This window comes from Aquisalimonas sp. 2447, from assembly GCF_012044895.1.
In the GTDB taxonomy this organism is placed as follows: Bacteria; Pseudomonadota; Gammaproteobacteria; order Nitrococcales; family Aquisalimonadaceae; genus Aquisalimonas.
The window spans coordinates 2,106,696-2,126,680 of sequence record NZ_CP050695.1; the positions used below are offsets into that span (position 1 = coordinate 2,106,696).

22 protein-coding genes are annotated in these 19,985 nt (G+C 65.5%); 2 read left to right on the top strand and 20 right to left on the bottom strand.

From position 1 onward, the window contains the following. Nucleotides 1-6 precede the first annotated feature (6 nt). The 13 genes from KU884_RS09945 to KU884_RS10005 form a co-directional block, all read right to left on the bottom strand. Nucleotides 7-369, bottom strand: coding sequence for a PilZ domain-containing protein (locus KU884_RS09945; protein WP_167782502.1), 363 nt, complete (start codon nucleotides 367-369; stop codon nucleotides 7-9). After that, complete coding sequence (locus KU884_RS09950; RefSeq protein ID WP_167782503.1) at nucleotides 362-1,345, bottom strand: DNA polymerase III subunit delta'; 984 nt, start codon at nucleotides 1,343-1,345, stop codon at nucleotides 362-364. The genes KU884_RS09945 and KU884_RS09950 overlap by 8 nt, the downstream gene beginning before the upstream one ends. Then, nucleotides 1,338-1,988, bottom strand: a complete 651-nt coding sequence (gene tmk, locus KU884_RS09955; RefSeq protein WP_167782504.1) for a dTMP kinase — start codon at nucleotides 1,986-1,988, stop codon at nucleotides 1,338-1,340. Before tmk ends, KU884_RS09950 begins: the two co-directional genes overlap by 8 nt. After that, nucleotides 1,985-3,013 carry an endolytic transglycosylase MltG gene (mltG, locus tag KU884_RS09960; RefSeq protein ID WP_174813729.1) on the bottom strand — a complete coding sequence of 343 codons (1,029 nt, stop codon included), beginning with the start codon at nucleotides 3,011-3,013 and terminating at the stop codon, nucleotides 1,985-1,987. Before mltG ends, tmk begins: the two co-directional genes overlap by 4 nt. Continuing rightward, on the bottom strand, nucleotides 3,010-3,867 hold the full coding sequence (gene pabC / locus KU884_RS09965; protein WP_167782505.1) for an aminodeoxychorismate lyase: 858 nt from the start codon (nucleotides 3,865-3,867) through the stop codon (nucleotides 3,010-3,012). The genes mltG and pabC overlap by 4 nt, the downstream gene beginning before the upstream one ends. Nucleotides 3,868-3,875: 8 nt before the next feature. Next, the gene (fabF, locus tag KU884_RS09970) at nucleotides 3,876-5,117 is read right to left on the bottom strand and encodes a beta-ketoacyl-ACP synthase II (RefSeq protein WP_167782506.1); all 1,242 of its coding nucleotides are present in this window, start codon (nucleotides 5,115-5,117) and stop codon (nucleotides 3,876-3,878) included. A 110-nt stretch (nucleotides 5,118-5,227) separates the two neighbouring features. Beyond that, nucleotides 5,228-5,467, bottom strand: a complete 240-nt coding sequence (gene acpP, locus KU884_RS09975) for an acyl carrier protein (protein WP_167782507.1) — start codon at nucleotides 5,465-5,467, stop codon at nucleotides 5,228-5,230. 176 nt (nucleotides 5,468-5,643) lie between these two features. Beyond that, on the bottom strand, nucleotides 5,644-6,390 hold the full coding sequence (gene fabG, locus KU884_RS09980; protein WP_167782508.1) for a 3-oxoacyl-ACP reductase FabG: 747 nt from the start codon (nucleotides 6,388-6,390) through the stop codon (nucleotides 5,644-5,646). 11 nt (nucleotides 6,391-6,401) lie between these two features. Then, the gene (gene fabD / locus KU884_RS09985) at nucleotides 6,402-7,331 is read right to left on the bottom strand and encodes an ACP S-malonyltransferase (RefSeq protein ID WP_167782509.1); all 930 of its coding nucleotides are present in this window, start codon (nucleotides 7,329-7,331) and stop codon (nucleotides 6,402-6,404) included. A 41-nt stretch (nucleotides 7,332-7,372) separates the two neighbouring features. Next, on the bottom strand, nucleotides 7,373-8,344 hold the full coding sequence (locus KU884_RS09990) for a beta-ketoacyl-ACP synthase III (RefSeq protein ID WP_167782510.1): 972 nt from the start codon (nucleotides 8,342-8,344) through the stop codon (nucleotides 7,373-7,375). Beyond that, nucleotides 8,341-9,369, bottom strand: a complete 1,029-nt coding sequence (plsX, locus tag KU884_RS09995) for a phosphate acyltransferase PlsX (protein ID WP_167782511.1) — start codon at nucleotides 9,367-9,369, stop codon at nucleotides 8,341-8,343. The genes KU884_RS09990 and plsX overlap by 4 nt, the downstream gene beginning before the upstream one ends. Before the next feature lie 85 nt (nucleotides 9,370-9,454). Next, nucleotides 9,455-9,634, bottom strand: a complete 180-nt coding sequence (gene rpmF / locus KU884_RS10000; RefSeq protein ID WP_167782512.1) for a 50S ribosomal protein L32 — start codon at nucleotides 9,632-9,634, stop codon at nucleotides 9,455-9,457. Between the two features lie 17 nt (nucleotides 9,635-9,651). Further along, nucleotides 9,652-10,104, bottom strand: a complete 453-nt coding sequence (locus tag KU884_RS10005; RefSeq protein WP_167782513.1) for a YceD family protein — start codon at nucleotides 10,102-10,104, stop codon at nucleotides 9,652-9,654. 200 nt (nucleotides 10,105-10,304) lie between these two features. On the opposite strand from KU884_RS10005, the gene KU884_RS10010 reads away from it, so the two are divergent. Beyond that, nucleotides 10,305-10,889, top strand: coding sequence for a nucleoside triphosphate pyrophosphatase (locus KU884_RS10010; RefSeq protein ID WP_167782514.1), 585 nt, complete (start codon nucleotides 10,305-10,307; stop codon nucleotides 10,887-10,889). Nucleotides 10,890-10,936: 47 nt separating this feature from the next. On the opposite strand, the gene KU884_RS10015 is transcribed toward KU884_RS10010, so the two are convergent. Further along, a complete protein-coding gene (locus KU884_RS10015) occupies nucleotides 10,937-11,875 on the bottom strand; it encodes a S49 family peptidase (RefSeq protein WP_167782515.1) in 939 nt (312 codons plus the stop codon). 18 nt (nucleotides 11,876-11,893) lie between these two features. After that, entirely contained in the window at nucleotides 11,894-12,832 is a 939-nt protein-coding gene (locus KU884_RS10020) for an RluA family pseudouridine synthase (RefSeq protein ID WP_254432015.1), read from the bottom strand. 468 nt (nucleotides 12,833-13,300) lie between these two features. Here KU884_RS10020 and rne point away from each other — a divergent pair, with 468 nt between their 5' ends. Further along, nucleotides 13,301-16,492 carry a ribonuclease E gene (rne, locus tag KU884_RS10025; protein WP_167782517.1) on the top strand — a complete coding sequence of 1,064 codons (3,192 nt, stop codon included), beginning with the start codon at nucleotides 13,301-13,303 and terminating at the stop codon, nucleotides 16,490-16,492. Nucleotides 16,493-16,586: 94 nt separating this feature from the next. Here rne and KU884_RS10030 read toward each other — a convergent pair whose 3' ends face one another. The 5 genes from KU884_RS10030 to KU884_RS10050 are packed head-to-tail and all read right to left on the bottom strand — an operon-like array spanning nucleotide 16,587 to nucleotide 19,914. After that, nucleotides 16,587-17,063 carry a low molecular weight protein-tyrosine-phosphatase gene (locus tag KU884_RS10030; RefSeq protein ID WP_167782518.1) on the bottom strand — a complete coding sequence of 159 codons (477 nt, stop codon included), beginning with the start codon at nucleotides 17,061-17,063 and terminating at the stop codon, nucleotides 16,587-16,589. A 34-nt stretch (nucleotides 17,064-17,097) separates the two neighbouring features. Beyond that, complete coding sequence (gene kdsB / locus KU884_RS10035) at nucleotides 17,098-17,847, bottom strand: 3-deoxy-manno-octulosonate cytidylyltransferase (protein ID WP_167782519.1); 750 nt, start codon at nucleotides 17,845-17,847, stop codon at nucleotides 17,098-17,100. After that, nucleotides 17,844-18,860 carry a tetraacyldisaccharide 4'-kinase gene (lpxK, locus tag KU884_RS10040; protein ID WP_167782520.1) on the bottom strand — a complete coding sequence of 339 codons (1,017 nt, stop codon included), beginning with the start codon at nucleotides 18,858-18,860 and terminating at the stop codon, nucleotides 17,844-17,846. The genes kdsB and lpxK overlap by 4 nt, the downstream gene beginning before the upstream one ends. Beyond that, entirely contained in the window at nucleotides 18,857-19,273 is a 417-nt protein-coding gene (locus KU884_RS10045) for a biopolymer transporter ExbD (RefSeq protein WP_167782521.1), read from the bottom strand. Before KU884_RS10045 ends, lpxK begins: the two co-directional genes overlap by 4 nt. Then, nucleotides 19,270-19,914, bottom strand: a complete 645-nt coding sequence (locus tag KU884_RS10050; protein ID WP_217351343.1) for a MotA/TolQ/ExbB proton channel family protein — start codon at nucleotides 19,912-19,914, stop codon at nucleotides 19,270-19,272. Before KU884_RS10050 ends, KU884_RS10045 begins: the two co-directional genes overlap by 4 nt. Nucleotides 19,915-19,985 lie beyond the last annotated feature (71 nt).

The window sequence follows — 19,985 nt, forward strand, 5'->3', positions numbered from 1 at the left end:
GGGTGATTACATGGTATGCGTCGGGCGCTCGGACTCCAGGGCGCCGGCCAGGTAGGTCTCGATCTTGTTGCGCGCCGGCGCGCCGTCCTTTTCACTGAACTGCAGGCCCACGCCAGCGGTGCGGTTACCCTGGGCGCCCTGGGGAGTGATCCAGATGACCTTGCCGACAATGGGGAGCTTCTCCGACTCCTCCATCAGACTCAGCAGCATGAACACCTCGTCGCCCAGGCGGTAGCTGTTGGTGGTGGGAACGAACAGTCCACCGTTGCGTACATGGGGCATGTACGCGGCGTAGAGCGCGTGCTTGTCCTTGATGGTCAGGGACAGAATCCCCTGCCGGCCTCCGCGGCCGCCTGCTCCGTCAGCCATGGGCTGCCTCCCGTGGACAGATTTCACTCCAGCGGATGAATAATGACTCCAGCACCAGCTGCGCGTTCAGCGGATGGTCAGCCAGCCGACGCTGCTCCAGGAGCTGGTCCAGATAACCGTGCAACTTCTCCGAGTCTAACGCCGCTGGCAGTTCATTCAGTCGACTGATTCTCGAATTGACGCCTGCGCCCTGCACCCGCGCCAGATCCATCATGACCGAAAGCAGCAGCGCCGTCACCAGGCCCAGCTGGTCCTTGGACCAGCGGCCGGCGGCGTCCACAGGGGCCAGTCGGCCGCTGGCAATGGCGCTCAACTGATCCATCAGTTCATCCAGCGCCGCGGCGGCGCCCTGCTGCAACAGCGCCTGCGCCGCCAGGGGAGCATTGCCGGCCACACCCAGTAGCGCCACAGCTGCGTCGTTGCCCTGCTGGCGGAGCCAGTCTGCGGCGTCCGCGGCGTCCGGCGCGTGCACCTGGAGCACCTGGCAACGGCTGCGGATGGTGGCCGCCAGCCGCGACGGCTGATGAGCCACCAGAACCAGCACCGTGCCGACGGGCGGCTCCTCCAGGGTTTTCAGAAGACTGTTGGCGGCGCTGTTGTTCATGCGTTCCGCGGGAGCCACGATGGCCACACGATAACCACCGAACTGGCTCTTCAGCCCCATGGCGTGGCTCAGTTCCCGCACCGCGTCCACCTTGATCACTCGACTGCCCTCCTCCGGGGTCAGTTGGTGGAAATCAGGGTGATTGCCCGCAGTCATCAGGCGACAGCCGTTGCACTCCGCGCAGGGCTCCGGCCGGGAACTGTCCTGGCACAACAGGGCGCAGGCGAGGTGTCTGGCCAGGGCGGCCTTGCCAAGGCCCTCGGGCCCGGCCAGTAGCACGGCGTGGGGCAGACGATCCCGTGTCAGCCGGCGGGCAAGGCTGCCCCAGGCCGACTGCTGCCAGGGATACGGCGCGCCGCCTTGTTCAGTCATGGAGTCCAGACTCCCGGAGCCAGGTATCCAGCATCTGCTGGAGGGAGAGACGGACGTCCGCCTGACTTCCCGAGGCATCGACAACACGAACCCGCTGCGGCTCGTCGGTGGCCCGCCGTAGATAGCACGCGCGGACACGCTCGAAGAAGGCATCCTGCTCGCGCTCGAACCGGTCCGGTGCGCTGCGGCCGCCGGCCCGGGCCCGGCCCTGGCTCACCGGGAGATCGAGCACCAGGGTGAGATCCGGCCGCAGCGGCCCCTGGACCCAGTCCTCCAGCACTGCCACCCGTTCGTTTCCCAGTCCGCGGCCGGCACCCTGGTACGCGTAAGTGGCGTCGGTGAAGCGATCGCAGAGAACCCATTGACCCGCCTCAAGTGCGGGTCGGACGACCCGGTGCAAGTGTTCCGCACGGGCGGCAAAGATCAGCAATGCCTCGGTGTCTGCGCACATGCCGTCGCCGGCGTGGTCCAGCAGCAGGCCGCGCACGGCCTCACCCAGATCAGTACCGCCAGGCTCCCGTGTTACCAGCGGCGCATGACCGCGTTCGGCGAGATGGGACGCCATGGCCTCAAGCGCCGTGGTCTTGCCGGCGCCCTCCACGCCTTCCAGGGTAATGAACCGTCCGGAGCCTGTACCGCTCACTCTTCACCGTCCCCCTGGCCGAGAATGTAACGCCGTACTGCGGCGTTGTGTTCCTCCAGCGTGCGCGAGAACTGGTGCGTGCCATCTCCCCTGGAGACGAAGTAGAGGTACTCCCCCGGCTTCGGATCCACCGCGGCCTCGAGGGCCGCCCCGCCAGGCATGGCGATGGGTGTCGGCGTGAGCCCGTGCCGGGTGTACGTGTTATACGGGGTGTCCGTGCGCAGATCCCGGGTGCGGATGCGACCGTCATAATCGTCCCCCATACCGTAGATCACGGTGGGGTCGGTCTGCAGTCGCATGCCCTGCTCGAGTCGCCGCTTGAACACCCCGGCAATCTCCCGGCGCTCATGCGCCGCGCCGGTTTCCCGCTCGATGATGGAGGCCAGGATCAGTGCCTCATAGGCGGACTCCAGCGGCAAGTCCTCTACGCGCTGCGCCCAGACGGCCTCCAGCCGCTCCTGCATTGCCCGGTGGGAGCGCCGCAGGATGTCCCGATCCGTCGTACCCCGGGTGAAACTGTAGGTTTCCGGGTAGAACCAGCCCTCGGGATGCTCGCCCTCGCTTCCCAGTTCCGCCATGATCGTCTCGGCGTCCACGCCGTCCAGGGTGTCGACGATGCGCGGGTCGGCCTCCAGTGCCGCAAGCAGTTGCTGAAATGTCCACCCTTCAACAATGGTGAAACGGTGTTGCACCACTCGGCCACGGGCAAGCCGGGTGACCAGTTCCGGCGCCGTCATGCCCGACGGGATGCGGTACTCGCCGCTCTGCAGTCGCTCCGCTTCGCCGCTCAGGCGCCCGTGCAGGCGAAGATACAGCGGACGCTCGAGCAGCCCCTCGTGCTCCAGGTGATTCGCCACGGTGCGCATGGTGGCGCCACGCTCGAGCACGAACGTATGGGGCTCCGCGTCGCCGTGCAGCGGCGCCGCCGCCCAGCGCTGATAATCCAGGTACAGGAGCAGCGCCGCCAGCATGCCGACGGCAGTCAGCCCGGCCAGGCCCCAGAGAAGGATCCGTCCCACGGTCATGGTTGTCCCTCGGTCGTTCGCGTCGCCGGCGTACAGGCAAGGCGGTGATGATCAATCCAGTCCTGCAGGGACCGCGTCAGCGGTCCCACGGCCCACCGGCCATGTCCCTGCAACTCACGCACGGGCCAGACGCCGTTGACGCTGTTGCACAGGAAGACCTCGTCGCTGGACGCCAGTCCTTCCAGGGACAGCGGCTCCTGCACCACCGCCTGGCCCAGTTCCGCCAGGCGAATGATGATCGCTTCACGCATGACGCCGGCAATGCCGGCTGCATTCAGAGGCGGCGTTATCACGGCGCCGTCGCGCACGGCGAAGAGATTGCTCATGCTGCCCTCAACCACCAGGCCCTTCTGGTCCAGCATGATGCCTTCCTGGGCGCCGGCAGCAGCCCATTCGCAGCGGGCCAGAACCTGCTCCAGGCGATTGAGGTGCTTGATGCCAGCCAAGGCAGGCTGCTGGCCGAGGCGCGTGTGGCACAGCGTTGCGCTGACACCGTCCTGCCAATGGCAAACGGAATGCGTCGGGGCCGGGTGCAGGGAGAGTAAGCGGCGCGGTTGTGGAGTCGCAGGACGGGCATATCCACGACCGCCAGAGCCGGCGGTCCAGATGATCTTGAGAACGCCGCACCCGGCTCCCTGCGCGGCAAGCGCCCTGGCCTCGTCGCCGATCAGCAGACTATCCGGCGCCGGCAGCCCCATTGCTTCCGCATCCCGGTGCAGGCGAGCCAGGTGCCGCTCCACCAGCCGCGGCTTGTGGTCGACCACGGCAACGGTCTCGAACAGCCCGTCACCGAACTGCAGCCCGCGGTCGTCGGCGGGTAGATGATCGCTGGCAACGCCGTCGATCCAGCGCATGGCGGCGTTTATTCGGGCTTGCGGAACAGTACCGTGCCGTTGGTCCCGCCAAAGCCGAAGGAGTTGGAAATGGCGACGTTGATCGCCTGCTCGCGGGCTGTATGGGGCACGTAATCGAGATCGCAGCCGTCCGCAGGGTTATCCAGATTGATGGTTGGCGGCAGCACCTTGTCGCGCATGGCCAGCACCGTAAAGACTGCCTCGACACCGCCGGCCGCGCCGAGCAGATGCCCGGTCATGGACTTGGTGGAGCTCACGGCCAGTTTGTGCGCATGGTCGCCGAAGAGCCGCTTCACGGCCTTGGTTTCGGCCACGTCACCCACATGGGTGGAGGTCCCGTGAGCGTTGACATAGTCCACCTGCTCGGGATTGACACCGGCATCACGCAAGGCCGCCTGCATGCACCGCGCAGCCCCCTCGCCGCCTTCCGAAGGCTGGGTCATGTGGTAGGCATCGCCGCTCATGCCGTAACCGGCCAGTTCTGCATAGATGGGCGCACCGCGCTTGCGGGCGTGTTCGTACTCCTCCAGCACGAGCACGCCGGCGCCATCGCTGAGCACGAAGCCGTCACGATCCTGATCCCAGGGTCGACTGGCGGCTTCGGGATCGTCGTTGCGGCTGGACAGTGCCTTGGCCGCGGAGAAACCACCCAGCCCCGTGGGGGTGGTGGCGAATTCGGCGCCTCCGGCAACCATGACGTCGGCATCACCGTAGGCAATCATGCGCGCGGATTCGCCGATGTTGTGGGTGCCCGTGGTGCAGGCGGTGACGATGGCGACATTGGGCCCCTTCATGCCGTGGATGATGGAGAGGTGGCCCGAGATCATGTTGATAATGGCTCCGGGGATGAAGAACGGTGACAGCTTCCGCGGTCCGCCCTCCAGGTAGCCCTGGTGACCGTTCTCGATCCAGTTGATGCCGCCGATGCCCGAGCCGATGGCCACACCGATACGCTCGGCATTGTCGTCGCTGACTTCCAGGCCGGAATCGGCAATGGCCTGGTTGGCTGCGGCAATCCCGTAGTGGATGAACGGATCCATTTTCCGTGCATCCTTGGGGTTGATGTAGTCCTTGGCGTCGAAATCGATAATGGTGCCCCCGAAGCGCGTTGCAAACTTCGAGGTATCGAATCGATCGATGGGGCGAATACCGCTGCGCCCGGCACAGATGTTATCCCAGGCGTCCTTGATGGAGTTGCCCACCGGGGAGATGATCCCCAGCCCCGTGACTACCACACGCCGCTTACTCAAGGTTCTGTCCTCGCTTCATCCCGTGGCGTCTCACCGCAGAAAACACGTGAAGGGTGACGGGAGCCCCGACACCCTTCACGTTCAATCCTGCATGCAGCGTCCCGAGCCGTTTACTTGCTCAGGTTGTTCTCGACGTAGTCGATGGCCTGCTGCACGGTCGTGATCTTCTCGGCCTCTTCATCGGGAATTTCGCATTCGAATTCCTCTTCCAGGGCCATCACGAGCTCGACGGTGTCGAGGGAATCGGCACCGAGATCGTCAACGAAGGAGGCCTCGGAGGTGACTTCCTCTTCCTTGACCCCGAGCTGCTCGACAACGATCTTCTTGACGCGCTCTTCGATACTGCTCATAAACCCTTACTCCCGATTGAGGCCGGTCCTGAAAACATGCCCGGCGTATTCTATGCAAACAGATTCGTTGTTGCCACAGTCGCCGGTGACTCTGCCGGCGCTGATTCAGGATGCGACTTTCCGGAAAACCGCATTCTTTTCGTTAGCGGGCCCCGTTACAGCCCCGCGTTTGCTGCTCAGCTCATGTACATGCCGCCGTTGACGTGCAGCGTCTGTCCGGTGATGTATTCCCCCGCATCCGACGCCAGGAACGCGACCGTGGCGGCGATGTGCTCCGGGCGGCCTAATGTGCCCAAGGGGATCTGCTGCGTCAATTCCTGCCGCTGTTCGTCGCCCAGGGCCCGGGTCATGTCCGTGTCGATGAACCCCGGCGCCACCGCGTTGGCGGTAATGCCCCGGCTGCCCACCTCCCGGGCGATGGAACGGGTATACCCCTGAATTCCGGCCTTGGCTGCAGCATAGTTCGCCTGACCCGCATTGCCCATGGCGCCGACCACGGAGGAGATATTGATAATCCGCCCCCAGCGCGCCTTCATCATGCCCCGCAGACACGCCTTGGTGACGCGGTAGACCGAACTCAGGTTGGTGTCGATGATATCGTCCCACTCGTCGTCCTTCATGCGCATCATCAGGTTGTCACGGGTGATGCCGGCATTGTTGACCAGGATGGTCGGTGTGCCGTATTCGCCGGCGATGCGATCCACAACGTCCTTGATGCTGGCCGGGTCAGTCACATTCAGGGTCATGCCCTGTCCGCTGGCGCCGGATTCGCCGAGATAGGCGCTGATGCCCCCTGCGCCCTTGTCGGACGTGGCCGTACCGATCACGGTATGCCCCTGGGCGGCCAGCGCTTCGGCGATGGCCCGTCCAATCCCCCGGCTCGCCCCCGTTACCAGGGCGATGCGTGTCTCTGCTGCGCTCATGACTGCCTTCCTTATCCGAGGATTTTCGCCAGCGTGGTCGGGTCAAACACGGGTTTCCCCTCCACGCGCTTATCAATGCGCCGTGCCAGGCCGGCAAGCACCTTGCCCGGGCCACACTCCACCAGCGTGGTTACACCGTCGTCGGCCAGGCGCTGAACGGTCTCCACCCAGCGCACGGGACGGTGGATCTGCCGGACCAGCCGCTGACGAATGCCGTCGGGATCATCGCAGGTACTGACATCCACGTTGTGAATCACCGGGATTGTCGGCGCGGCGATGCGGACCTCTGCCAGGCGCTGTGCGAGCTTGTCCGCGGCCGGTTCCATCAGGGCGCAATGGGACGGCACGCTCACCGGCAGCGTCATGGCCCGCTTCGCACCGGCCTCCTTGGCCGCGGCCACCGCACGCTCGACGGCGCCGGCGGCGCCGGCAATCACCACCTGCCCAGGCGCATTGAAATTGACGGCTTCCACCACCTCGCCCTCAGCAGCCGCGAGGCAGACCTCCCGCACGGTGTCGTCGTCCAGACCGAGAATCGCCGCCATGGCGCCCTGCCCCTGTGGCACGGCCTCCTGCATCAGCCGGCCGCGCTCCGCGACCAGGCTGACCGCGTCGGCAAACTCCAGTGCCCCGCCGCAGACCAGCGCCGAATACTCGCCCAGGCTGTGTCCGGCGAGCGAGGCAGGCGGCGGGACGTCCTGCTCGGCCAACACACGCCACACGGCCACACCGGCTGCCAGCATGGCCGGCTGGGTCAAGTCGGTTCGGTTGAGTTCGTCCTCGGGGCCGTGACTGACCAGCTCCCAGAGATCCAGCCCCAGAGCGTCGGAAGCCTCGCTGAAGGTCTGCTGTACCCGTGGATGCGCCTCGGCCAGTTCACCGAGCATACCCACCGACTGGGACCCCTGCCCCGGGAACACGAATGCCGCTGTGCTGCTCATGAATAGTTCTCCCCTCGTGCTGGCTGCGTTCGTTGCGCAGCTCAGTAGCGAATCAGTGCCGAGCCCCAGGTAAAGCCACCCCCGAAGGCCTCTAACAGCAGTAGCTCGCCGGGCTGGATGCGCCCGTCGCGCACCGCGGTGTCCAGTGCAAGTGGAATGGAGGCGGCCGAGGTATTGCCGTGCTCGCCGACGGTCTGAACCACCTGCTCCATGGGCAGGCCGAGCTTCTTGGCGGTGGCCTGGATGATGCGGATGTTCGCCTGATGCGGGATCAGCCAGTCCACGTCGGCCTTTTCCAGGCCGTTGGCGTCAAGGGTTTCGTCGACGATCCGCCCCAGTGTACGCACCGCAACCTTGAACACCTCGTTGCCGCGCATCTTGAGTTTGGCCTGACTGCCCTGCAGCGCATCCTGGCCCTGGGACACACCCCAGGGCACGTTCAGGAGATCCTCGCAGCCACCGTCCGCATGGAGGTGCGTGCTGAGAATCCCGGCCTCGTCGGCGGCTTCCAGCACCACGGCCCCCGCACCGTCCCCGAACAGCACGCAGGTGCCGCGGTCATTCCAGTCGATGATCCGGCTCATGGTTTCCGCCCCGATCACCAGGGCCGTCCTGGCCCCACCGGTGCGGATGAAGCGGTTGGCCACATCGAGCGCAAACACGAAACCGGAGCAGGCAGCGGAAACGTCGAAGGCCACGGCGCCGGGATGGATGCCGAGCCCCGCTTGGATCAGGCAGGCTGTGCTGGGAAAGATGCGGTCCGGGGTACAGGTGCCGAGTACCACCAGGTCAATGTCCGTGGGCTGCAGGCCAGCGGCATCCAGGGCGCGGGAAGCGGCGATCATGGCCAGATCGCGGCAGGTCTGGTCATCGGCGGCGATACGCCGCTCACGGATGCCCGTGCGCTCCTGAATCCAGCGATCACTGGTGTCGACCAGCCCCTCCAGTTCGGTGTTGGTCATCACCCGTTCCGGCAGGTAGCTGCCCGTGCCCTTGATGCGCGCGTATGTCACGTGTCCTGCCTTTCCGAAAGCAGTTGATCAAGACGCTCGTCGATCAGCGACGGCACCCCGGCATCGGCCTCCATCATGGCAGTCTCGATGGCATGGCTGAAAGCGGTGATGTCGGCGCCTCCATGGCTCTTGAGCACGATACCACGCAGCCCGAGGAGGCTTGCACCGTTGAACTGCCGTGGATCGATGCGCGTGCGCAGGCGCCGCAGCACGGGCAACGCGATCAGCCCCGCAAGCCGGGAGAGCGGCGAGCGTCGGAACTCCTCGCCCATGTAGTGGGAGATGATGGACGCCACACCTTCACTGGTCTTGAGTGCGACGTTGCCGACAAAACCGTCGCAGACAATGATGTCGGCCGTGCCCTTAAAGATGTCATCCCCCTCAACGTAGCCGACATAGTTCAACCGGCTGCCGGCAAGGATCTGCGCGGCCTGCTTGACCTGGTCGTTGCCCTTGATCTCTTCCTCGCCGATGTTCAGCAGCCCCACCCGTGGGCGGTCCATGCCGTCAAGGGCTTCTGCGAGCACTGCCCCCATGACCCCGAACTGGAACAGGTGCTCGGCACTGCAGTCCACGTTGGCGCCGAGATCCAGCATCCGCGTGTAGCCGCCGATACTCGGCATCGTCGTACAGATGGCGGGACGGTCGATCCCGGGGAGAGTCTTGAGAACGTAACGGGCGGTCGCCATGAGCGCGCCGGTATTGCCGGCGGAGACCGCAGCATCCGCGCAACCGTCCTTGACGCGGTCGATGGCGACCCGCATCGAAGAGTCTTTCTTGGTACGCAGGGCGTGGGACGGCGACTCGTCCATGTCCACCGTCTGGGACGTGGCAACGACTTCCAGGCGCGACGGCTTCTCGGTGCCTGCACGGGCGAGCTGCGCCCCAATGGCGGCTTCGTCCCCCACCAGAGTGAGCTGCACGTGCTGATGACGGCCCAGCACCCGCAGGGCCGCCGGAACGGTCACCTCGGGGCCAACATCTCCGCCCATGGCGTCCAGTGCGATTGTCGTGGCTGCAGCCATGTGCCCGTGTGTCACTCCTGATACCCCGAGGCAGCCGTGTTGCCACCGTCAGCCGGGGGCTGGTAACAGCTACTGCGGCGTCCCGTTACTCGGTGTCGGTTTCCATGACCTTGCGGCCACGGTAGTAGCCTTCCGCGCTGATATGATGACGCCGATGCGTCTCGCCCGTGGTGGGCTCAACCGACAGGGTCGGCTTCTTCAGGCCATCGTGGGCACGGCGCATGCCGCGCTTGGAACGGGATTTCCGATTCTGTTGAACCGCCATGGGTCGACTCCTTGCTGTTAATCGTTCTCACCATCCCCGCTCTTGAGCGAGGACAACACTGCGAACGGATTATCCCGCCTGCTACCGTCTCCGCCGGGTTGATCCGGAGTCAACGGGACACAGTGCGGGTCATTTTCGTGGCGCGCGATCACCGGCAGCGCCAGTATCAACTCGTCCTGCACCAGCTCGATCAGCCGGACTTCACCTTCCGGACATATCAGCGGGTCCAGATCCTCCGGCAGCGCGTCCGCTTCGTCCTCAGCAGCAATCACTGCGGCATGCACGTGCGCAGTCAGATCGAGGCTCATGCGCTCCAGGCAGCGCTGGCATACCAACGTCACCGTTGCAGTGACAACGCCGGATACGATGATCCGTCGACCACTGTCACGACTGAACCGCAACTCCACCCCGGCACGGCCGGAGGTTTCGACAAGCAGCCCGCCGAGCCGATCGAGATCGGCGAGTTCCACCTGCCCGGACACGACCCTGCCCTGCCGCGCGAATCGCAACGCATCCAGTGTGGCAGGCAGGCTCCCGGCAGTCATAAGGCGCGCATGTTAGCCCCGCGCCCGATGCCTGTCAAAGCGCCTGCGGAGGCCCGGGGCTTGACGGCTGGTCCTCGCCGGGGCTCCAATCCCCCGACCGCCCGTCCGCCAGGGATCCAACAACCATGAATCAACCCCGGATCGTTCTCGCCTCCGGTTCCACGCATCGCCGCGCTCTGCTGCAGCGGCTGCTGGACCAGTTCCAGATCGATGCGCCGAATATCGACGAAACGCCCGGCGTTGACGAAACCGCGGATCGTTACGTGACGCGCCTGGCCGAAGCCAAGGCCCGGGCGGTGGCCACGGACCATCCGCAGTCACTGATCATCGGCTCGGATCAGGCCTGCGTCTTCAAGGAGCAGATACTCGGCAAACCGGCGGGACACAGGGAGGCGGTCGAGCAGTTGCGCAACGCCTCCGGGCGCATCGTCACATTTGTCACCGGGCTGTGCCTGCTTAACACCGACACCGGCGCATGCCAGGTGGATGTCGTACCGTTCCGGGTGCGCTTCCGCCGCCTCTCGGACGATGCCATTGAACGGTACCTAGCCCGGGAGCCGGCATACGACGCCGCCGGGAGCTTCCATTCCGAGGGGCTCGGCATCGCCCTGTTCGAGCGCCTGGAAGGCGCAGACCCCTCTGCCCTGGTCGGCCTGCCCCTGATTCGCCTGGTCAGCATGCTGGCCGAGGAAGGGGTTGAGCTACCCTGAAAACAGGGGGCGCATTACCCCTGATACGCTCCCGGGCAACCCCGCATTCACTCCAGGTGATTGGGACCAAGCACATGCTGGGCGAAGGATTCGCCCAGCGCCGTGCCCATGCCGCGCCCGAAGCGCTCCAGGAGGTTGGGGCGCTCGGTGTAGTCACGAATGGATTCGACCCCGATGACGTCGCGCACCACATGCTGCATGCCACCGATCTCGTCAGCCAGGCCCAGCTCGAGGCTGCGGGCGCCGGTCCAGACCTCGCCGGAGAAGATCTCGTCGTTGTCCGCAAGCCGGTCCCCGCGACCCTCGCGCACGGCGGCGATGAACTGTTGATGGATGTCGTCGAGCAGCCGCCGCAACCGCTCCACATCCTCCGGGTCTTCCGCGGAGAAGGGGTCCATGAAGGCCTTGTTGTCGCCGGCGGTGTGCAGCCGGCGCTCGATCCCGAGCCGTTCCATGGCCTCGTGGAAGCCGAAGCCGTTCATCATGACGCCGATGGAGCCCACCATGGTTGCCTGGTCCACGAAAATACGATCGGCAGACACCGCCAGGTAGTACGCACCGGAAGTGAACATATCTCCCGCCACGACGTGCAGCGGGGTGTCGGGATGCTCCTCCTTGAGCCTGCGGATTTCCTGGTTGATCCGGCTCGCCTGCACCGGACTGCCGCCGGGGCTGTTGACCTTGAGAATCACACCCCGGGCTTCCGGTGCTTCAAAGGCGCGGCGCAGTGCGCGATTGACCTTCTCGGAATCATTGACGCCTCCGGGCATGATGGCGCCGTCGACTTCCACCATGGCAGCGTGGGCGCCCGGCGCCGTGTCCGTGGCACCTGGCAGCCAGCCCATGACGATGACCAGCACCACCACCAGGTAGGCCAGGAACAGCGACTTGAACACAATGCCCCATCGCCGTGTGCGCCGGCGTTCGCGAATCCCTTCCAGGGCAACTTCCCGGAGCGCGTCGCGCTCCCAGCGATCTTCCTGCATGAGTTGGTCACTCCTTGTTTATGACTCGTCCAAAGCGTCCAGTACCGTCCGCAACTCCGCCGGGAGCTCGGCGTGGAAAAGACGGTCGTGCCCTGACTCCGGGTCCTGCCACTGCAGGCTGCTCGCATGCAGGAAAAGGCGCCGGAGCCCCTTCGCCTTCAACCGCCGGTTCCACTGCTCATCACCGTAGCGGTCGTCACCTGCCACCGGATGCCCTGCATGTGCTGCATGCACCCGTATCTGATGGGTCCGCCCGGTGCCGATCCATACGTCGGCCAGGGTGGCGTCAGCGAAGACCTCAGAGCGCCGGAAAATGCTCCGCGCAGTCTGCCCCGAGGTACTGACCTGTACCGTGCGCTCCCCCTGCTGGCGAGCATTGCGGTCGAGCCGGGCTTCCACGGGCAGCGGGTGTCGCGGCAACCGCCCCTGCACCAGGGCGAGATAGCGCTTTTCCAGCCCGCCTTCACGGATGACTCCGTGCAGCCGCCGGAGTTCACTCCGCCGTTTCGCGATCAGCAGACAACCGCTGGTCTCGCGGTCAAGTCGATGGACGAGTTCGAGGTACGGTGCGTCCGGGCGCAGACCGCGAAGGACCTCGATCACCCCCCACTGAATGCCACTACCCGAATGCACGGCAAGGCCGGAGGGCTTGTTCAGGACCAGCAGGCGCTTGTCTTCATGCAGAATGGCGCATTCGAGCTGCTGCGCAAGCTTCTGCGGTGGCCCACCACTGCCCTGGCGCGGCGCGTCCTGCTTCACTGGGGGAATGCGGACGGTATCACCGGCCGTCAGTCGCGCTCCGGAGCGAACACGGCCGCCATTGACGCGCACTTCACCGCGGCGCAACAGGCGGTGAACCCGGGCCTTGGGAATTCCCTTGAGTTCCCGCGCCAGGAAGTTGTCGATCCGCTGCCCTTCGGAGCCCGCACCCACCTCGACATGGCGCACCGGACTCACGGCTCCACTGTGCGTACCTGCGTTCATGGCGGGGGATGATAGCAGGTCCGGTGGCGCCCCACAGCGTCACCGGCAGCAAATGCCACGCGGGGCGGCACTGCGGGCTTCGCGTTTGCTGCAGAGCCTTGACACTGCTATATTTGCCGCACTTTCGAGGCTCCGTCACCGGCAATACCGACGGGCCGTCGAAAGGGGATGCAAGGTTTCCGGGTATCCGCCGCGGCGGAGACCTGATTTCAATGGTTTCGCGGTGCGTTCCTGCAGCAGGAATCACCCCAACGAGAACCGCTCCCATGGCTTCTTTTCGACTGTTGACGCCGAACATGGTCCTGTTGCGCATTGTCGCGCTGCTCGTTCCCGAGCCGACCCGTTCGTGCGCGCGCCCACTGCGTGCCGCGCACCGTCGCACCGTGACCAGAAGCGTCCACCAGATCGTGGCCATGGTTGAGCGCCGGAGATTCGCAACGTATGAAAAGAATGCTCATCAACGCCACCCAGCCCGAAGAGTTGCGGGTGGCCATGGTCGACGGTCAGAAACTCTACGACCTGGATATTGAAACCCCAGCCAGGGAGCAGAAGAAGTCCAACATCTACAAGGGCAAGATCACCCGGGTCGAGCCCAGCCTGGAAGCCGCCTTCGTCCAGTACGGCGCCGAACGGCACGGTTTCCTCCCGTTCAAGGAGATCGCCCGCAGCTACTACCAGGGCAACGGCGGTAGCGGCGACAGTGGGCGCGTCAGCATCAAGGACGTCATCAAGGAAGGCCAGGAGGTCGTTGTCCAAGTGGACAAGGAAGAGCGCGGCACCAAGGGCGCGGCGCTCACCACCTACGTCAGCCTCGCCGGGCGCTACCTGGTCCTGATGCCCAACAACCCGCGCGCGGGGGGCGTCTCCCGGCGCATCGAAGGTGATGACCGCGATGAGATCCGCGACGCCCTGCGGCAATTGGACACGCCGGACGGCATGGGGCTGATCGTGCGTACCGCCGGGGTCGGCCGCAACATCGAGGAACTGCAGTGGGATCTCAACTATCTTCTGCAGCTCTGGGACATGATCAAGGGCGCTGCCGACGAACGCCCTGCCCCCTTCCTGATCTACCAGGAAAGCAACGTCATCATTCGCGCCCTGCGCGACTACCTGCGCCAGGACACCGGTGAGATCCTGATCGATGATCCGGAGGTCTACGCCACCGCCCGCGATTTCATCCAGCAGGTGATGCCGCAGTTCAGCGCGCGCCTCAAGCACTACGATGACAGTGTGCCGCTGTTCACGCGCTACCAGATCGAAAGCCAGATCGAGTCGGCCTTCGACCGCCAGGTCCAGCTGCCCTCCGGTGGCGCCATCGTCATCGATCACACCGAAGCGTTGATTTCCATTGACATCAACTCGGCGCGTGCCACCAAGGGCAGCGACATCGAGGAAACCGCCCTCAACACCAACCTTGAGGCCGCTGACGAGATTGCCCGGCAGTTGCGCATCCGCGACCTTGGCGGGCTGATTGTCATCGACTTTATCGACATGGGCCCCAACCGCAACCAGCGGGACGTGGAACAACGCCTCCGCGAGGCTGTGAAAATGGACCGGGCGCGGGTGCAGGTGGGTCGCATATCCCGTTTCGGTCTGCTGGAAATGTCCCGTCAGCGCCTGCGCACCTCGCTGGGGGAAACCAGTCAGGAAGTCTGTCGTCGCTGCAATGGTCAGGGCACCGTGCGCAGCGTCGAGTCGCTGTCCTTGTCGGTCCTGCGGCTGCTCGAAGAAGAAGCGATGAAGGACAAGACGGCGAAGGTACTCGCGCAGCTGCCCGTGGACGTGGCCACGTTCTTGCTCAACGAGAAGCGCGAGACACTCGGCCTGATTGAGTCCCGGCATGCTGTCCAGGTCATCCTGATCCCCAACCGGAATCTGGAGACGCCCCACTATTCCGTGGACCGCATCCGGGGCGACGACACCACTGCCGACGATTCCAGTTATCGGCTCGTTGCCGCCGACAAGGAAGCCGAACAGCACTACGGTACACAGGATTCCAAGCGCCGCAGCGAGGAGCCGGCGGTTCGCGCCATTGCCCCTTCGGCGCCACCGGCGCCGGAGCCGGAACCGGAGACTGCGGCAGCCACCCCCCCTGCCGCCGCAGCGGAAAGTCACGCCAGTCACAGCGACCGGCGTCCGACCACTGGCCTCACCGGGGTGTTCAAGTGGCTCAGTTCCGTGCTTGTCGGGGACAACGGCACCCCGGCGTCCACTGCCGAAAGCAGCGCTGCGAACCAGGAGACCGCCGCCGCCACCAAGGACACCAGCAGCTCGACGACTGCGCAGGAAGACCGCTCCTCGACGCAGGCGCGGGGCGCCAGCAATCGTGGCGGCAACCGGAGCCGTCGTGGCAGCGGTTCCTCCCAGCCCAGGAGCGGCAGCACAGGGTCCGGCAAGGGTGCCAAGTCGTCCAGCACGGCAACGGAGCAATCCGCGACGACTCCTGCCAAGCAGAAGCCCGCGGCAAAGAAAAGTGACCCGGAGCCCGCGGCAGACACCTCCACCACCGGCAACGACAAGCGCAGTGAACCCAGTGCGGCAACCGCCGAGGCTAGCGCCGCCGACGAACAGGCGCGGTCCGGCCGCAGTCGTCGTGGCCGCCGCGGGGGCAGACGTCGTCGCCGCGGTTCCGGTCAGGGCGGGGAGGACACCGGCCAACAGCAGGAATCCACCACACAGGCGCAGGACGGGAACGGATCGGCGTCGGCGGCGAGCGAAGCCCGGGACGGCGGTTCCGGGGCGAGCGAGACCAAGTCACCGAAGCCAACCGATACCGCAGCGCAGGAAACTGCCGCGACGGACACGTCCACTGGCACGAACGGCGACGCCAGACAGACGGACGATTCTGGCGAGGAAGGCCGTCAGCGCCCACGTCGGCGCGGCGGACGAGGACGGCGTCGGGGTGGCAGCAACCAGGCTGCAACGGACGGCACCGAAGGTACTGCGGACGCAGTCGGAAGCGCAAAGCCGGCAGAAGCTGAAAACACACCGGCCTCGAAGGACAGTACCCCGGCGGATAACCGGACGGACACCGCCGCGTCTGCGAACACCGAGGCACCGGCGCCCACGGCCAAAGCGGAAAACAAGGATCCCAGGCAGCGCAACGGACGGCCGCGGATTCCTGCGGGGACGAGTACGGAAACGACTGCCAAGACGGCTGCCGCCACGACTGACGCCGAGGAGCCCACCGCCGTGAAAAGCGATGGTACGGCGCCGTCCGGGGCCACCGGTGCGGCCGATGCGGCCGATGTTGCGGTAGCGGACACAGTGGTCGCATCCAGTGGGACGGAGTCCGCCGAAGTCGAGCCGTCGCGCCCGGGTGACGAGTCCGCGCCGGTGGCCACTCAGGACCAGCAGGACTCCTCCAGCGACTTCACCGCCGAACGGCAGCCCCAGGGTCCGGCAGCCACCGACCTGACCACGGCGATGGAGCCCGGACCGCTGTCAGAGACTCCGGACGCGCCGGAAAAGGCGGACACCAGCCATCAGGATGGGCAATCGACCACGTCTGCGCCGGTTCCCGAGGCGGATAGCCAGGCGCCGGAAGACGATGAGGATGCCACCAGGGAGGAATCCGGGACGGATGACTCACCCAGGAAGGCGAGCGAAGAAGAGACCGGCGGCAGGAGCTGACCCCGCTGTGCCCGGTGCCGTGCATCCGACGCGGCACCGGGGCTTTTCCCGAAGATGGTCCCGGAACTCCCCCGCTTTCCCTCCCGAAGGGCTTTCAGAGACCGTGCTGCCGGCGCAGATGCTCCAGGAACCCGCGGGCCCCCTCCTCCACCAGATCCAGCACGCGCTCGAATCCCCGGTCGCCACCGTAGTAAGGATCCGGCACTTCGTCCTGGGACGCTTCGGCCGCGAATTCCAGGAACATGCGGACCTTGTCTCTCTGCGCCTGCGGAGCCTCGGCGAGAAGTATGTCGAGATTACCCCGATCCATCACCAACAGGTAATCGAAGTAGTCGTAGTCGGAGAGTTCCACCTGCCGGGCGCGTAAATCGCTGATGTCCACCCCGCGCTTGCGTGCCGCCTCCTGGGCACGCGGATCTGGCGGCCGCCCGACGTGGTACCCGTGGGTGCCGGCAGACTCGGTCTCCACCTGCCCATCCAACTGCGCCTCACGCAACAGCTGACGGAACACACCCTCCGCCGTCGGCGAGCGGCAGATATTGCCCATGCACACGAACAGAACGCGAATCATCGATGCTCTCCAACAGTCAGTTTCCGGGGAAGGATCAGCCCTCGCGCAGAAGGCCCGCCACCCGTTCCAGGTCAGCGGGGGTGTCCACGCCCGGGCCGGCATCGCCATGGACCTCCGCCGCGTGGATCGACAGGCCGTGCCAGAGCACGCGCAGTTGTTCCAGGGACTCTGTCTCTTCCAGAGGGGCGGGTTCGAGTGCCGGATAGCCGCGCAGGAAGCCCGCCCTGTAGGCGTAAATGCCCAGATGACGCCACCACCCTGCCAGTTGCTGCGGACGCCCTTGCCGCTCGCGGTCCCAGGGAATCGGTGCACGACTGAAGTACAGTGCGTGTCCTGAGCGCGACCGAACCACCTTGACCACGTTCGGATCATGCAGTTCATCAGCGCCGTGCAGGGGCGTGACCAGGGTCGCTACCGACGTCTCCGGATTGGCTTCCAGATTGGTCACCAGCGTGCGAATGAAGGCCGGCGGCATCAACGGCTCATCGCCCTGGACGTTGACCACGACTTCGTCATCGTCCAGGCCGAGAATGCTCACGACCTCCGCCAGGCGATCCGTGCCTGAGGTATGGTCCGCGCGCGTCATGACCACGTCCACGCCAAGTTCCCGGCAGCGGGCCTCGATGCGCTCATCGTCGGTGGCAACGGTGACCCGCCCCGCTCCGCTTTCCCGGCCGCGTTCCACCACATGGCGCACCATTGGCCAGCCGGCGATCTCGGCCAGCGGCTTGCCGGGAAACCGGCTGGAGCCGTAGCGCGCGGGAATCACCACCTGAAAATTCATTGTTCGCGTCTCCGATGACCGTCACTGAAGCGCTCCAGGGCGCCCCGCACTCGCGCCTTGAGCGCCCGCTCGGTCTCGGCGGTCAACACGGTCTCTGCCGGCACGGCCCAATGGCGTGGGCCGGCATGGGTCCGACACTTGACGGCGTCCTTCTCTGTCATGAACACCGGTAGATCGTCATCGAAGTTCACGTCCTTCGCAGCGAAAGGGTAATGATCCGCGAATGGATGCCGGATGGTCTCGATGCCGTAGCGGCCGAGCGCGGCGAAGAACCGGTCCGGGTTGCCGATGCCGGCGATGGCGTGAGCCTGTTCGCCGGCAAAGTCGGTAAGCGGCCTGGACTGGCCGTCATCGGCAACACTGACGGCCCGCGAAATCCGCAATGTGAAATAGTAGGGCGTCAACCACGACGGACCGCCGTTGGCCACCAGCAGATCAACACTGCGCAGTCGCCGCCGCGGCTCCCGCAGGGGGCCGGCCGGCAGGCAGTGTCCGTTGCCCAGACCACGCGCAGCGTCGATGACAACCACTTCCAGATCACGGTTCAGCCGGTAGTGCTGCAGACCATCGTCAGAGATCACAACATCGCAACCATAAGCCTCCAGTAGCGCCCTCGCCGCCTGCACGCGATCCGGACCGGCCACCACCGGGCAGCCGCTGCGCTGCGCCAGCAGCACGGGTTCGTCACCCACGTCATACGGGTCGCTGTCCGCGTTCACCAGCTGCGGCCACTCCTTCGACTGACCGCCGTATCCTCGGGTAATGATTCCCGGGTGCTTGCCCATGGATCGCAGATAGCGCGCCATCCATAGCACCAGCGGGGTCTTGCCGGTACCGCCGACGAATATGTTGCCGATGATCAGTACCGGCGCTGCAACACGTTCCCGCTGCAGCACGCCCCAGCGGTAGGCCTGGCGACGGATGGCGGCGACAACACGGTACAACCACGATGCCGGAAGCAGGGCCAGGGAGCGCGACGTGTTGCGCAGCCAGAATTCCGGGAACCCGGTCACTCGTCCTCCGGAACCGTGGCAATGGAGAGACTGGAGATGTCGGCACGGCCCGCCGCGTCCAGGGCGGTGACCAGGGACTGATGTGGCGTGCGGCCATCCGCCCGGATGATCACCGGAGCCTCCGGGTTGTCCGCCAGCGCTTGATTGAGGGCACGCTCCACGGTTTCCGCCTGCTGATTCGCCAGGGCATTGCCGTTGACGAAATAATCGCCCTCGGCGTTGATGGTCAGTTCGATGGGGCTGTAGGCACGCTGCCCCGGGTCCAGTGAAGCTTCCGGCAGCGTCAATTCCATATCCGCCTCGTTGAGGAAGGTCGCACTGACCATGAAGAAGATCAGCATCAGGAAAACCACGTCGATCAGTGGCGTCAACGTGATTTCCGGCTCCTCCCGGCGTCGTGGCCGCAGGTTCACGACCGCCCTCCGGCATCGCCCTCAACAGCGCTGCGCTCCCTCTGCCCCTGGATGACTTCCACCAGTTTCAGCGCTTCCTGCTCCATCTCCACCATGTGCTCGTCCACCAGGCCCCGGAAATAGCGATACGCCATCAGCGCCGGAATGGCGACAATAAGTCCGGCAGCTGTGGTGAGCAGCGCCTCCGAGATGCCGCCGGCAAGATTGGCAGCGTCACCCACGCCGTGAGCGGTAATGGCGCTGAACACGCGAATCATGCCGATAACGGTGCCCAGCAGGCCCAGTAGCGGCGTAATGGAGGCAATCGTCCCGAGAGTATTCAGAAACCGCTCCAGACGATGGGCCTCATGGCGCCCGGCATCTTCAATGGCCTCGAGCATGATATCGCGGCCACTGCGCATGTTCGTGAGGCCCGCGGCCAGCACCCGCCCCAGGGACGAACCCTCCCGCAGCTGGCGCAGCTGCTGCGCATCCAGCGTGCCGTTCTTGACCTGATGCCAGACGTGAGCCACCAGGTGTGGCGGCAGCACGCGTCGCCGCTGCAACGCCCACACCCGCTCGCCGATAATGGCCAGAGCCAGCACCGAGCAGAGGATGATGGGGACCATCACCCAGCCGCCTGCCGCAATCATTTCCAGCACGCCGAGATCCTCTCTGTGTCGTTGTTCCCTCGGGAAAAGTCGAACCATCCCCGCAATCAGGCCGGGCAACA